The organism is Candidatus Symbiopectobacterium endolongispinus (assembly GCF_018777385.1).
Lineage (GTDB): Bacteria > Pseudomonadota > Gammaproteobacteria > Enterobacterales > Enterobacteriaceae > Symbiopectobacterium > Symbiopectobacterium endolongispinus.
This window is the reverse complement of the sequence record NZ_JAFJYB010000001.1, coordinates 1,055,192-1,068,854: the sequence shown is the minus strand read 5'-3', so window position 1 is coordinate 1,068,854 and position 13,663 is coordinate 1,055,192. Positions and strand designations below refer to the sequence as shown.

General features: G+C 54.1%; 11 protein-coding genes and 3 pseudogenes. 2 read left to right on the top strand and 12 right to left on the bottom strand.

Annotation, left to right across the window (positions count from 1 at the left end):
• Positions 1-23 precede the first annotated feature (23 nt).
• The 12 genes and pseudogenes from JZM30_RS05400 to glyA form a co-directional block, all read right to left on the bottom strand.
• A pseudogene (locus tag JZM30_RS05400) lies at positions 24-1,047 on the bottom strand (nickel/cobalt transporter).
• The gene (locus JZM30_RS05395; RefSeq protein WP_252317833.1) at positions 1,038-1,712 is read right to left on the bottom strand and encodes a DUF1007 family protein; all 675 of its coding nucleotides are present in this window, start codon (positions 1,710-1,712) and stop codon (positions 1,038-1,040) included. Before JZM30_RS05395 ends, JZM30_RS05400 begins: the two are co-directional and overlap by 10 nt.
• Before the next feature lie 111 nt (positions 1,713-1,823).
• Positions 1,824-2,865 (bottom strand): annotated as a pseudogene (locus JZM30_RS05390) (3-phenylpropionate MFS transporter).
• 135 nt (positions 2,866-3,000) lie between these two features.
• Positions 3,001-3,765, bottom strand: a complete 765-nt coding sequence (locus tag JZM30_RS05385) for an alpha/beta fold hydrolase (protein ID WP_252317832.1) — start codon at positions 3,763-3,765, stop codon at positions 3,001-3,003.
• A 96-nt stretch (positions 3,766-3,861) separates the two neighbouring features.
• The gene (locus JZM30_RS05380) at positions 3,862-4,266 is read right to left on the bottom strand and encodes a hypothetical protein (protein ID WP_252317831.1); all 405 of its coding nucleotides are present in this window, start codon (positions 4,264-4,266) and stop codon (positions 3,862-3,864) included.
• 39 nt (positions 4,267-4,305) lie between these two features.
• Positions 4,306-4,809 (bottom strand): hypothetical protein, encoded by a 504-nt coding sequence (locus JZM30_RS05375; protein ID WP_252317830.1) that lies wholly within the window; start codon positions 4,807-4,809, stop codon positions 4,306-4,308.
• 21 nt (positions 4,810-4,830) lie between these two features.
• The gene (locus JZM30_RS05370; RefSeq protein ID WP_252317829.1) at positions 4,831-5,469 is read right to left on the bottom strand and encodes a tetratricopeptide repeat protein; all 639 of its coding nucleotides are present in this window, start codon (positions 5,467-5,469) and stop codon (positions 4,831-4,833) included.
• Positions 5,469-5,663 (bottom strand): hypothetical protein, encoded by a 195-nt coding sequence (locus tag JZM30_RS05365; protein WP_252317828.1) that lies wholly within the window; start codon positions 5,661-5,663, stop codon positions 5,469-5,471. The genes JZM30_RS05370 and JZM30_RS05365 overlap by 1 nt, the downstream gene beginning before the upstream one ends.
• A gap of 20 nt (positions 5,664-5,683) precedes the next feature.
• The gene (locus tag JZM30_RS05360; protein WP_252317827.1) at positions 5,684-5,869 is read right to left on the bottom strand and encodes a hypothetical protein; all 186 of its coding nucleotides are present in this window, start codon (positions 5,867-5,869) and stop codon (positions 5,684-5,686) included.
• A 42-nt stretch (positions 5,870-5,911) separates the two neighbouring features.
• Positions 5,912-6,400, bottom strand: a pseudogene (locus tag JZM30_RS05355) (autotransporter outer membrane beta-barrel domain-containing protein); the annotation flags it as partial.
• A gap of 15 nt (positions 6,401-6,415) precedes the next feature.
• Positions 6,416-8,599, bottom strand: coding sequence for a hypothetical protein (locus tag JZM30_RS05350; protein WP_252317825.1), 2,184 nt, complete (start codon positions 8,597-8,599; stop codon positions 6,416-6,418).
• 302 nt (positions 8,600-8,901) lie between these two features.
• Positions 8,902-10,155 (bottom strand): serine hydroxymethyltransferase, encoded by a 1,254-nt coding sequence (glyA, locus tag JZM30_RS05345; RefSeq protein WP_252317824.1) that lies wholly within the window; start codon positions 10,153-10,155, stop codon positions 8,902-8,904.
• 325 nt (positions 10,156-10,480) lie between these two features.
• On the opposite strand from glyA, the gene hmpA reads away from it, so the two are divergent.
• Together hmpA and paeY are read left to right on the top strand one after the other, a co-directional pair.
• Positions 10,481-11,671 carry an NO-inducible flavohemoprotein gene (hmpA, locus tag JZM30_RS05340; RefSeq protein ID WP_252317823.1) on the top strand — a complete coding sequence of 397 codons (1,191 nt, stop codon included), beginning with the start codon at positions 10,481-10,483 and terminating at the stop codon, positions 11,669-11,671.
• A 333-nt stretch (positions 11,672-12,004) separates the two neighbouring features.
• Positions 12,005-13,630: a pectin acetylesterase PaeY gene (gene paeY, locus JZM30_RS05335; protein WP_252317822.1), complete on the top strand. Its 1,626-nt coding sequence runs from the start codon at positions 12,005-12,007 to the stop codon at positions 13,628-13,630.
• The last annotated feature ends 33 nt before the right edge of the window (positions 13,631-13,663 follow it).

Sequence of the window (13,663 nt, the reverse complement as noted above, 5' to 3'; positions counted from 1 at the left end):
GAGAAAAACCAGAATCAGGCACGTCAGGAGAACGGACGGATACCACCGGTAATGGCAGGTTAACAGTACCATACCACCCGCCAGCGACAACGTGCTCCAGGCGGTCTGTTGCCACAACGTAGGCGCACGTGAGCGACCCATACGTTCAATCACTCGGCGGCAAAAGAACACCAGCAGTGCCAACACCGAGAGGGTAATGGCCGTGCCCAGCGCCATGGCGAGTGCAGAAGCAACGCCCCAGGCAAACACGCCGATCACCTTGGAGAACAACAGCACCAGGATGGCCCCCGAGCAGGGATGCCCACATAGCAAACACAATCGCCACTCGGGTACGCCAGCCATCACCACGTTGCAATTCCTCCTGGGAGGGGAGATGACGATGGCCGCAGCCGCATACGCCATCATCCGTCACGGGCGCTAACGGCGCTAACGGTAACGGACGCGCCTCTGCGGTTAACACGTGAATACGCTGAATATTTGGTTTGTAGCATGTCGGGCATGGGTAATCGCCGCCCACAGACGTTTAAGGGCGCGCACGCTGAGCCACAATCCCAGTAGCGCCACCAGCATAAAACCGGCCTTTTCCATCCAGAAACTGCTGGCGTGCAGTGCCCGGCTGGAGAGTTGCAAAACCCCCAACGTGACGCTCACTAACCCAATCGCCATCATGCCTTGCAGCAGCGAGGATGCCAGCGTCAGTTTCAGACTATTTTTAAGCTGCGTCGGATGGGTGGCAAGGTAGGTGGCGATCACCACTTTACCGTGTCCCGGCCCCACCGCGTGCAAGATGCCGTAGACCAGACTGAACGCCAGCAGGCTCAGCCCCGCCTGATGCGGCTGTTCGTGCACCGCCTCAAGCAGCGCTGACATCTGTTGATGCATCACCTTCTGCCAGGCAACGCTTTGCAGCAGAATATCCGGCCAGTAGCGCAGCACCACCTGAGCCCCCAGCGCCAACAGCAGTAAAAAAACCACTAACGGCCACAGGCCAAGACACAGTCTCAAGGTGTGATGACGTTTTAGTTTTTCAAACACAGTCAGTGGCATTCCAGCGTAATTTGTTGTGCAAACTGTTTGCCCAGCGCCAGATCCTCATCGGGGGCATCGGCTTTATCCAGCGACAGCGCATAAGAACGTAAATCAGCGCTGGGTTTCGGGGTAAACAGTGCTGTTTTACAGTGTTCCGCCAGCACAGGCGCGAGGCGGACAGCGTTTTTATCCTGATAGGACATATCGACAAAATAGGTCGGGTCATAGGTAGAAATCTGTAGCGGCGCGCCTTTCAAAGGCTGTGGATGCGCCAGTGGCAGCACAAACTCCAGCACCGCTTTGTTACCTTGACGCGACAGATGATATTCTGTCGGCAGCGGTTGAAATTTCACCGCTGCGTTATCCCGGTAGATCTCAGTAAAATAGCGCTGGCCCAACACGTTCGCCATCACTTCCGCCGCCAGCTTTTTCCAGATTTCAGAGTCACTTTTCGCCTTGCCCGCATCGTAGAGCAGATCTGCTGAGGTGATCGGGTCCATCGTCCAGTGCATACGCAACCAGGTGATGGTGTCATTCTCACCTTCAACCGTGGTTTGGATATCAATAAAACTGTGGGGATGCGCCCATACCGAAGGCGAGGCAAGCGACAGCAGCGAGAACAACACACCCCACCGCCACCCTAACCGAGCACAACAGCGACCGAAAGTGTTATAAAGTAACATAATGTATCGTCTCTTGACGCAGATAATGACACCCGGATTTTCCAGGTGTCAGACTGATGACAAAATCACTTTACCTCGTCATCCTATTCCAAAATGAACCTGATACCCGGTTTATGCGTGCTGAACGGGCGTGGCGGGTCGCAAAAACAGCGCGGGAACCACTAGCGCCACCATCACCCAGAAGGTAGCGTGTTGCAGATGTTCAAACAAAAATCCCGACACCACCGTCATCACCGCAATGCTGCCGCCCATTGCCAGTGCCAAGTAGACGGCCTGCAAACGCAGCACGTCGCCACCGCTACGCGCAGAGATAAAGCGCATGGCGGCCAGGTGGCACAGGGTAAAGGTACCGCAGTGCAATATCTGTATCACAATCAGCCAGGGTAGCGCTACGGTGGCCCCCATCAGCCCACAGCGACCACAAATAGCCTATCACCGCTGGCGAATACCCGGCATCCTGCCAGTAGATAGCGCTGAAACCGTAATAGGCCGCGTGCGCCCCTTGCAACAACGCCACGCAAAGCAGAAAGCGCCACACGCCCGCTTCACGTAACAATTGCGGCCAGGGGGTTACCGCCGCAGCGTGCTCGCCCCCCGCGCTGGCCAGTGGCATCACAGAAGGTCGCAGCAACATGCCCAACAGCATACAAACCAACCCGGCGGTCAGCGTTGCCAGGATTGCCGTGTGCCCCCAGGCGGCCACCAATTCACCGGTGACAGCAGAGCCAATCACAAAGGCTATAGAGCCCCAGACGCGCACTTTGCCATAATCCATAGCGATCTGGCGTTGCCAGGTGGCTGCCAACCCATCGTTGAGCGGCACCAGCGGTGAAAAGAACAGATTAAAGCCCACAATCACCAGCAGCAACCATACCCAGGCATTTCCCAGCCAGAAACCCAGCGCAAGGAGCAGTGACAACAACGCCAAAAGACGTATCGCATTAATAAGATGAGCGGGATTTTTTACACAAGGCGTAATGAAGAGACTCCCTATACAGCGCGCGACCAGCCCGGCACTAAGCAGCAAACCGATGTTTTCCGCGCTAATACCTTCCCCTTTTAGCCAGCCGCTCCAGAACGGCAGAAAAATGCCGTAGCAGAAAAAGTAGGTGAAATAACTGAGCGCCAGCCAGTAGGTGGATTGCAAAACCATCGTCTCTCCTTGTCAACTGCGCAGCACATAGCATCACTACGGCGGCTACAGCCCGATCATCGCGCCCTAAAAAGGCGTCTTAGCCTAACAGGTAAGGCGGTGGCTTCCCAGCTCGGGCTCGCAAAATTCAGTTTATCAGGCGCGGAGCTGAGAACGCTGCGCAGGGTCTTCACAGGGGACACGCATATGCAATAAGGCAGGCCAATCGCCCTCATGATCCACATCGTGCACTTCACGCACATCGGCACAACGCCCGACAGCAGAAACAAAAAAGTGTGCGATAACCGAAGGCACAATGCGATCGGTATCGCCGCTGAAATGCAGTTGTGGTACTGCGGCAATCTCGCTCGCGACATCGGCCGGGTTAAGCGAATCGGGCATGGGAGCGACACGGTGTAAGCGATTAACCGCGACATGATTGAGGTTGCCCGCCACCGTGCGTAGCAGGGCAATGTCTTTACGCCGTGCAGCAATCAACACCGCAATAGCGCCACCGCCAGAGTACCCGGTCAACATCACCGGTTGCCCCGGTGTCTGGCGCAAGTAGTGCGAAATGGCCGCATCCATCGACGCAACAACATCTGGTGCAAAACGTTTTCCCGTCCAGTATTTAGGGAGGCAATCAGAGGCGTGCTCAGCAGCAGTAAATTGGCAGGGACGCGCCAGATAAACCACGTTGACAGCCGTATCCTCCGCCGCTAATGCCAGCCCCATCGCACGTCGCGGCGTGGGATCGCCTGATACCCGGTAGTGATCGCGCCAGGCGCGCCCATCTCCCTCGATATAGACATGTAAGGGCCTGTCGACACGCGTAATGCGCGTATAGGTGGTTAAGTGAAAAAGGGGCGACCCACAGCGTGCCATGTTGCAAATCACCGCGCTGCGCCAGTTGATCGGCATGATGACGCGGATCGGAGTTGCACCCCGTCAAACTTGTCGCCAGTATCCACAACAGCATGCTGAATGGCGCAAGTAATGGCGCAAAGAACGCACGAATCAGCATGGCGTCAGCCGAGGCCATTGAGCCAGTTGCTGTGCCATTGCTTCTACCACAGGCGTCCACTCCCCGTGCTGCGGTTGACGAAACAGCGTGACCGAGGGATACCAGGGCGAGTCATCACGTGCCAGTAACCAGCGCCATTCCGGCTCGTAGGGGAGCATCACCCAGGCGGGTCGTCCCAACGCACAGGCCAGATGCACCGGGGAAGAATCCACCGAAATCAACAGATCGATGACGCACAGGATCGCCGCCGTATCATCAAAATCGGCGATATCATCACTCAACGACAACAGATTGATGCCAGCAGGCGGTGCATCGGCTTGTGATGCCGAAGCGCCTTTTTGCAGGGCAAGAAAACTGACGCCGGGTTGTGTCAACGGCGCAAGATCGTTCAGGGTCATCGAGCGATTTTTATCGTTGTTGTGTTCCGGTCGTCCTGCTCAGACTAGCCTCACTAACGGTCGAGGTAAATGCGCCAGACGCTGTTGCCAGAGATCGATACGCTGGGGATCGGCAAACAGATAAGGCACAGTACCAGGCAAATCCGTCAGTTGCAGGCCCAGCGCCATCGGCAGGCTCATCGGCTCACAATGATAATCAAAGGACGGCGGTAAGTTTCCACGCACAACGATCTCATCCCAGCCAGCACAGCGGCGTGCCAATGCCAGACAATCGCTGTTCACTTGCAGAATAATGTGAGCACCGCTGCGCTCACGCGCTGTTTGCACCAGACGTAAAAACTGAAAGGTATCACCAAAGCCCTGCTCGTCATGGATCAGCAAGCGTTTCCCTGCCAGCGGCTGCCCTTCCCAACGCGGTTTCTGCACATGACGGCACACCTTAGACGTGTGCTCCATCTGGTAGCGAAAGCGGTATTCGCGCCAGCCATGGGTAAAATCGCCAGTGACTAACAGCAGCGAGGCCAGATCGAAACGTGCCGTCATCTCACCTGGTCTAACCCGCACCTACATGGTCATAATGCGCAACGCGGGTTCCATCTTTAACTGAGCGCGCAGCGCCCGCGCCAGTAGATGCCACAGCGTCGGCGGCCCGTTGCCGTTCGCTAGCGTTTGCGTCAACAAAGCTTCCACCTCGGCATGGCGACCTTCGGCAGAAAGAGCGAGCACTTGCTGATGACAGGCGGCAATCACCTTGGCGGACAGCGCCGTACCGGACGTCGTGCCCTGCGCGTTAACCCGGTCTGGAGCAAAGGCGCGTAATGCGTCCAACCAGCGGCTAGCCTCTTCAGGCCGTTGGCGTACCCTCGCCAGATCGGCGAGATTAAGATAGGCTTCCGCGCAGCGTGGATCGAGAGCTATCGCCTGCTCAGCTAACTCGGCGGCTCGCGCTAAATGACCGAGTTCGCGTAACAGAGAGGATTGGTTGATACAGGCTTGAACAAACTGAGGGTCATGCACCAGTGCCTGCTGGTAATGATGCAATGCTTGCTGACTCTGCCCTAAACGGCGCAGCGTGTTCGCCAGATTGTTGTGGGCGTGTGGGCTGACGGGGCGAGCAACCAGCACCTTGCGCAGACAGGATTCGCTGAAAGCCAGATTGCCACACTCTTGTGCGATGATACCCAGGTTGTTCCATGCATCCATCAGTTGCGGATCGGCAGCAACTGCCTTCGCGCCGACTGCTCAGCGTCCTTTAATTGTCCCTTTTGACGATACATCTCTGCCAGATTGCTGTGAAACAGTGCGGGCGCTTGCGGCGAGCGGGTCGCCGCCTCTAAATAGGTAACCGCACACTCCTGAAAACCATAGACATGGGCCATAACGCCGAGCAGATGCATGGCCCCAGGTTGCTGAGGGACTACACGCAAAATACGCAGACAGAGTTGCTCTGCCAGCTCAGTTGCAGATTACCGGTGTGACTTTGATAGTGTCGGGCCGCTTCGCCGGTATATTTTATCGTCACGCTGAGGTCCCGAGAGCCCACGAGAGAAACCCCCGCCGAGAACACGCCAGTATCCACAATCGGTTTCGAACCGCATGCCACAAATGAACTTGCACCGGTGCTATCGGCAGAAAAGCTGGCTACCTATTGCAACGCATCGTCATGGTATTCGTGACGCCATCCGCCCTGAATAAACGGCTGAATTTCACCGTCTGACATTTTGAAACGATGATCCAACTTCAACGCTAGTTCACTTTTGAGTGCGGTTACCGTGGTATCGTCAACCCGCAATCCCGCACCGTTGCCACCCGCTTCGGTATAACCGTCCTGCCCCAGTTTGCTGTAGGTTAAGGCAGCGATCGGTGTCAATAGGGTCCATTGGGTTCCCATCGAGAGCGGATACCCCACCAGACCGGAGGCAATGAATTGGTTGCCTTTGAATGTCGCCGTGGTATTACCGTTAAATCCGGTGAAATCAAGCTGACGCTTGGTGCCGTAATGGTGGAAGATACCGCCAGCCGTCAGGTTGACGTACCAAGGGTCACCCTCATAGTTGGCATAGTCGAACACGCCGTAAGATTTGACATGGGCCGAACTGCCCAGATTATCGCCGCTGCTGTTCACCATGGTGGTGGTGTAGCCGCCTAATCACCCCAGACGCCAATTATCGTTGACCTCACCATTGCCCCCTAACATCACGCCAACGAAGAGTCCGTCGTAACCAGCGATATCCCACTGCTGACCTCGGTTGACCTTGCAGCCAAAGCCTTGCCCCCAAGCTACCGGACCGTCATCATTTTCCCCGGTCGAAATACCGCTGCCTGCGCCTGCCAGACGAATGGCTTCACCGCGTTGCGCCAATACGTCCAGTACCGACATGGCGGGCAGTGCTGCCGCCTGTACCGAGGCTGAGGCGATCGCCGCTGGGCTAAGTTGCGCCCCCGCACGGTTAGCCTCTGCTGTATTGCCTACCGCAGCGCCGGCGTTAAACAGATTGAGCAGGGACGACTCTGTACCACCATAGTTAAACAGGTCGTTCAATGCGGAGATGGCGTTTGACGTCGTCGCGTAACCAATCGGCTTGTAGTCGCCATTGCAGTCACCGAGCGTCACCACCAGATCGCTGGTGCTACCGTGCGTTACCGTATTACCGGTAAGCAGTCCGGTGTAATTCTCAGCCCAGTAATCCAGTTTGTCGGCGTTGTAATCGGTACCATCACTGTTTGCCCGAATCACCACATAGCGCTGCCCTTGTGCAAACGCATATTGGCCGTTACCCATTAGCCCCACGTTAGATCCGCTGACGATATTGGCGCTGCCGGACACCACCAGGCGGCCATACCCGTTGTAGGCGTTGATATCACCGTTGGTAGCAAGGTAGTTATTGACACCAAACAGCAGGCTGGCACCGCTGCCCTGCTGATAGTCGCCGTCGATCGTGAGCACATTGTTGACCATCAGTTGGGCAGAGCCATTCACCAGTTGGCCTTCCCCCAGAATGACGTTGTCATTCAGCACCGTATTGCCCGTAACAAAAGTCAGGTCACCGGCCGCAATGGAAATGGTGCCGATACTGCCTTTGTCATAGCCAGTCAAGGTCCAGATGTCCTCGCCTTCACTGCCAAAGAAGGTCAGGCCGCTGGTAGAGTAGATATTTCCTGCAATCACCCCATCGTTATAAATCGACCCGATACTCCCGCCATCAATGGAGAGGGCGGCAGACTCACCGCTGATAATGCCTTCATTGCTGAGGGAGCCAAGGGTACCACCGTTGTAAATTCCCATGGCAATATTGGTGTCGATGGAGCCCGAGTTGAAAAATGTCCCGACATAGGAGTCACCTTCCACCACCAGGCCATCCTCCGCATCAATCAGTCCGCTGTTATTAATGGCGGCGATCGTACCGACAGCGTCTTCCGGGTTACCAAACGCACCGATGCCCATATTGGCACTCAGGGTACCCGAGTTGAAGAAGGTACCTACATACCAGCCGCCTGATACAATCAGCCCGTCGTCAGCATCAATAAGGCCAGTGTTGGAAATAGATCCAATCGAACTTAACTCTTCGACATTGTCACCAAACACGCCAATACCTAAGCTCGCGTTGATGGTACCGCCGTTAATTAATGACGCTACGCTGGCATCATTTTCCAGAACGATCCCGGCGTCACCGGTAATCAATCCGGTGTTACTAATGGAATAGATACTGGAACTGTTGAGCAGGATGGCGGCGTCGTTATCAGAGGAAATCACACCGGAGTTGACGAATTCATACAGCATGGAGTCATTTTTCAGCACGATGCCCTTGCCACCACTGATCTCACCAGAGTTCTCGAAAGAGCATAGGTTGCTGGCGTTGATTAAAACGGCCGTATCTTCATCACCTTCGATATACCCGGAGTTGTTGAATTCCCCCAGAAAGCTGTTGTTCTCGAGGTAAACGCCCTTATGTCCCGAAATGGTGCCGGTGTTAAACAGCGAATCAATGTTACCCGCATCACTCCAAAGACCACTGTTGTCACTGGCAGAAATTAAACCGGAGTTGGTTAATGGACCGATCGACCCGGTGTTGTAAATCCCATCACTACCTGTGATAACGCCAGCGTTGCTGAGCGTACCAATGGTTGAGGTATTGGTGACGCCGAAATCGGTTCCGGTGATCGTACCGGTATTGGTTATGCTCAGATAATCCTGCGCAGTTGTGATGCTCAGGCCGCTGATGTTGATGGAAACATCGATCGATGCAGCGGATGATGGGTAAGTAGAAAGAACGCCTAGTACAGCACTTACTGCCACCACCAACGGTTTGACTTTGAATGACGAAGACCTCATCCGGCACTTCCCCCAACATATAATAACTAATTGATATTTCATCATTCCGATGATATTGATAGCTTATTAATTAATAACTATGAATAAACATAATTTATGGTTATTAATTAAAAGAAAACCTCCTGGAAACAGCATGTTTGCTATCAGAACTGTCTCAAAGGGTAGACGGGGCGCGGGAGAAAACTTTCATATTCTGATTCTTGCTATCAGAGCGTCAGGGCGGATATATCAGAGGGTTACGCGAAGATGGTGAGAAAGAGCGCCATCCCGAAGGCTGGCGTTAACTTATCGGTTACTGGCTATCAGGCATAAACCGGGAAACGCTCACAAATAGCGAGGACTTTTTGTTTCACGCATTCAATGGTCGCTTCGTCATTGATGTTATCCAGAACGTCACAGATCCAGCCTGCCAGCTCACGCACTTCCGCTTCCTTGAAGCCACGACGGGTTGCCGCTGGCGTACCGATACGGATACCGGAGGTAACAAACGGGCTCTTCGGATCGTTCGGCACGCTGTTTTTGTTAACGGTAATATTAGCGCGACCCAGAGCGGCATCGGCTTCTTTACCGGTCAGGTTTTTGCTTACCAGATCGAGCAGGAACAGGTGGTTGCTGGTGCCACCAGAAACCACGTTGAAACCGCGCGTCAGGAACACCTCAACCATGGCCTTGGCATTCTTCGCCACTTGTTGCTGGTAAACTTTGAACTCAGGTTCCATCGCTTCTTTCAGCGCGACCGCTTTACCGGCGATAACGTGCATCAATGCGCCGCCCTGGCCGCCAGGGAAGATGGCAGAGTTCAGTTTTTTGTACAGTTCTTCATAATCGCCCTTGGCCAGAATCAGGCCGCCGCGCGGACCAGCCAGCGTTTTATGGGTAGTGGTCGTGACGATATGCGCATGAGGAACCGGGTTAGGATAAACGTCAGCCGCGACCAGACCCGCAACGTGTGCCATATCCACAAACAAATAAGCACCAATGCTGTCAGCGATTTCACGCATTTTCGCCCAGTCAACCACGCCTGAGTAAGCAGAAAAACCACCTACGATCATTTTCGGTTTGTGGGTTTGTGCCAGTTCAGCCATTTCTTCGTAATCGATTTTACCGCTTTCATCGATACCGTAAGGAATCACTTTGTACAGTTTGCCAGACAGGTTAACCGGAGAGCCGTGGGTCAGGTGACCGCCGTGAGCCAGGTTCATCCCCAGAATGGTATCACCCGGTTGCAGCAGCGCGGTATACACGGCAAAGTTGGCCTGGGAACCGGAGTGCGGTTGCACGTTAGCGTAGTCAGCACCGAACAGCGCTTTAGCACGGTCAATCGCCAGTTGCTCTACGATGTCAACATATTCGCAGCCGCCGTAGTAACGTTTGCCGGGATATCCTTCCGCATATTTGTTGGTTAACTGAGACCCTTGAGCCTGCATAACACGTGGGCTGGTGTAGTTTTCTGACGCTATCAGTTCAATATGCTCTTCCTGACGCACCACTTCTTGCTGCATCGCGTGCCACAGTTCGGCATCGTAATCGGCAATGTTCATTTCACGCTTTAACATCCGCATCTCCTGACTCAGCTAACTATATGTACAGTAAAAATGCCCGCAACGGGTATTGGCCTATAGTGTAAACCGTTTATCCCCTTGCATGATAGGGCTTGACAGAGGTTTTTACGCAAACGATTAGCTTCAAGCAGCACAAGGCTTAGCGGCCTAATGACTTCATGTGCTGGCAAGGGAGTTTTCTTCATCTGCATCCTGCATTTTCTTCATTTTGTGTTCCCGTTGGCACAATAAACACCAACACAAAGCAGGGATTTACAACGGGTCAACGCTCGAATAAGATGTATTAAAAATACATCTTATAAAAACACCTGGAGTCACCATGCTAGATGCAAAAACCATCGCTATCATAAAATCGACCCTGCCCTTGCTGGCAAAAACCGGCCCGGCACTGACCGCCCATTTTTATCAGCGCATGTTCAGCCACAATACTGAACTGAAAGACATTTTCAACATGAGTAATCAGCGCAATGGCGATCAGCGAGAAGCCTTATTCAACGCTATCTGCGCCTATGCGGCCAACATCGACAACCTCTCGGCGCTGCTGCCTGCGGTGGAGCGTATCGCACAGAAACATGCCAGCTTCTCGATCCAGCCTGCGCAATATGGCATCGTTGGCGAGCATCTGCTGGCCACGCTGGACGAATTGTTTAGACCCGGCGAGGAGATATTGTATGCTTGGGGCAAGGCGTATGGCGTATTGGCTGATGTTTTTATTCAGCGTGAACGCGTCATTTATCAGGATGCAGCAAGCCAGCACGGCGGCTGGGAAGGCACGCGCCCCTTTCGCATCGTGAAAAAGCAGGCGCAAAGTGAGCTGATCGCCAGTTTTACGTTGGAACCTGTCGATGGCAAACCGGTGGTGGATTTTAAACCCGGTCAGTATTTGGCAGTCTACATTCGCCACGACAGCCTTACTCATCAGGAGATTCGCCAATATTCCCTGACGCACGCCCCCAATGGCCGCACTTATCGCATTGCGGTAAAACGCGAGGCTCAAGGAACCGTTTCCGGCTATCTGCATGACATTGCACAGGAAGGCGATATCATTTCACTGGCTGCTCCCCACGGGGATTTCTTTTTAACGGCCACCCCCACTACACCGGTCACGCTTATCTCTACGGGCGTAGGGCAAACACCGTTACTCAGCATGCTGCATCAGTTAAAAGATCAGGCGCATGAAGCGGACGTCCTATGGTTGCATGCCGCTGACAACGGCGATGTGCATGCCTTTGGTGATGAGCTGACGCAGATTAACCAGCAATGGCCCACATTGACACGTTACGTATGGTATCGTCAGCCCGGTAAAGACGATCGTCCCGGTGAGGATTTTCACTATCAAGGCGTAATGGCGCTGGACAAACTGGCATACCGTTTGATCAATACCAACATGCATTTTTATCTGTGCGGCCCGGTGGCCTTTATGCAATTCGTCGCTCATCAACTCCTCGCATTGGGCATCGCCCCCCCACAGCTACACTACGAATGCTTTGGCCCACATAAAGTCGTGTAATGCGCCGACTCGCAAGCACCCACCGCGCGGGCAAACGCACGCGCGGTAATCTTATCCACGATCACAAATTTATGCTCCCACACGATCCGGTAATGATAAAAAACGGTATCGATCACAAAAATCCGCCACACCGTAATTAAAATAACGCTTCATTTTAAAAAAACGCAGTTTTAGCTTATTAATTTGCTCCGCGGCCTGTTTGCATCCCACTTTTTTGGCCGAACTAACAAGGAGTTTGTGTAAGAATCATTAGCACTGCGGCAAGCCTGTTGCACACCACCAAAACGACGTCGTCTTTTTTACTACTTTTTGCTACAAGGGATGTATCTGACCATGTCTACACGATTTTCTCACCGCATTACGCTTGCGCTGCTGATTAGCTCTTCCGTGGGCTATGCCCATACACAAAAGAATGCAGCACCGGCTAGCGAAACGCTACCCGCCACGGTGTTGGGAGAACACACCACGCTCGAAGGCATCGTTGCACACCGCGATGCACGCCTGCCCGCCACCATTATTGTGCGTGACCAACAAGGGCACCGTCGCCAAACGCAAACGGATGAGCAGGGCCACTACCAGTTGGACGTCTCTGAATTAACGGCACCGCTGAGCCTGTCTGCGGTTGAGTACGGCGGCAATAACTGTTTGCTGAACAATCAGGCGTGTGCCATCTGCCTGAGCGCGTTGTTGCCAACCGCTCAATCGGGTAAAGGAAACATCGCCAACATTAACCCATTTACCGATCGCATCGCCTCCGACATGGCCGCGCCGGCAGGCTACATCGGCCCGCAGCAACTCTCCGATGATGCAGGCACGCCAGCGCTCTCAGCCGCAACCTGGAAACAGGCTAATGCGGTGTTTCATGCCGGTTTCGGTCCCGCGTTAAAACAGGCGGGTATCACTAACCCTGCACAGTTTGATCCCCTGCACTACCCGGCAACGCAGCAAAAAGCCGTTCGCCAACTGGTCGATGTAATCAATCACAACCGCAACTACCATAACGACAGCGGGCAAGCGGGCCACACCGTACTGACGGACAGCGTGTTCCGACCGATCGTTGGTCTTAGCGCCGATGGCAGCTACGAAGGGCTGGATTATGGCTATGCGCATTGTCAGTTGGATGAGATCAAAAAGGCCAAGACGCGCATCTTTATCGTTGGCGACTCTACCGCCGCCAACTACGAGAAACTGCGTTTCCCACGTATGGGCTGGGCACAGGTGTTTGAACAGCAATTCCGCCATGACGGCAGCGTCAAAGTGATCAACGGTGCCCGTGCCGGACGCAGCTCGCGCGATTTCTTCTATGAAGGCTGGTTCCGACAGATGCAGCCCGGCGACTACATTTTCATTCAGATGGGCCACAACGATCAGAACTGTAACGGTGCCAGAGCGGTACGCGGCGCGGCGGATGTCGGCAACCTGTGTACCTACCCCAATGATGCGGCAGGCAAGCGCCAATTCCCGCAGGGTAAACCAGACATGTCATTCCAGAACGCGCTGGAACGCTATATCACCTATGCCCGCCAGCATCAGATGATCCCAGTGCTGCTAACACCAACAACCAGCGTGAAAGATGCACAAGGCAAAGACGGCACCCCTGCCGTTCACAGTCACTTCACCCGTCAAAATGCTGAAAACGGCTTTGCCTTTATCGGTGATTACAGCCAAACCATCAAAGATACCGCGAAAGCCAACAATGTCCCTTTGCTGGATGTCGAACCCGATACCATTGCACTGGCTAACCAGGATAACGGACATCACTGGAAACAGTACTGGCTGGTGATCGATCCTAAACGCTATCCGTACTACAAAGATCAAGCGGGCAGCACCAGCAAACCAGATACCACCCATTTCCAACAAAAAGGTGCGATTGCCGTGGCCGAGATCGTGGCAGACAGCATTCGCGTCGACGACACACTGCGCCCGCTGGCCGATTATCTGCTCAAGAAAAAACACTAAGGCTTTACTCCCCTGAGCGTTTGCTAAGGGGCG

What these genes read in the sequence shown, in the direction of transcription:
- JZM30_RS05395 (WP_252317833.1), bottom strand. Translation starts at nt 1,712, where the DNA reads ATGTTACTTTATAACACTTTCGGTCGCTGTTGTGCTCGGTTAGGGTGG.
- JZM30_RS05385 (WP_252317832.1), bottom strand. Translation starts at nt 3,765, where the DNA reads ATGCCGATCAACTGGCGCAGCGCGGTGATTTGCAACATGGCACGCTGT.
- JZM30_RS05380 (WP_252317831.1), bottom strand. Translation starts at nt 4,266, where the DNA reads ATGACCCTGAACGATCTTGCGCCGTTGACACAACCCGGCGTCAGTTTT.
- JZM30_RS05375 (WP_252317830.1), bottom strand. Translation starts at nt 4,809, where the DNA reads ATGACGGCACGTTTCGATCTGGCCTCGCTGCTGTTAGTCACTGGCGAT.
- JZM30_RS05370 (WP_252317829.1), bottom strand. Translation starts at nt 5,469, where the DNA reads ATGGATGCATGGAACAACCTGGGTATCATCGCACAAGAGTGTGGCAAT.
- JZM30_RS05365 (WP_252317828.1), bottom strand. Translation starts at nt 5,663, where the DNA reads ATGCATCTGCTCGGCGTTATGGCCCATGTCTATGGTTTTCAGGAGTGT.
- JZM30_RS05350 (WP_252317825.1), bottom strand. Translation starts at nt 8,599, where the DNA reads ATGAGGTCTTCGTCATTCAAAGTCAAACCGTTGGTGGTGGCAGTAAGT.
- glyA (WP_252317824.1), bottom strand. Translation starts at nt 10,155, where the DNA reads ATGTTAAAGCGTGAAATGAACATTGCCGATTACGATGCCGAACTGTGG.
- hmpA (WP_252317823.1), top strand. Translation starts at nt 10,481, where the DNA reads ATGCTAGATGCAAAAACCATCGCTATCATAAAATCGACCCTGCCCTTG.
- paeY (WP_252317822.1), top strand. Translation starts at nt 12,005, where the DNA reads ATGTCTACACGATTTTCTCACCGCATTACGCTTGCGCTGCTGATTAGC.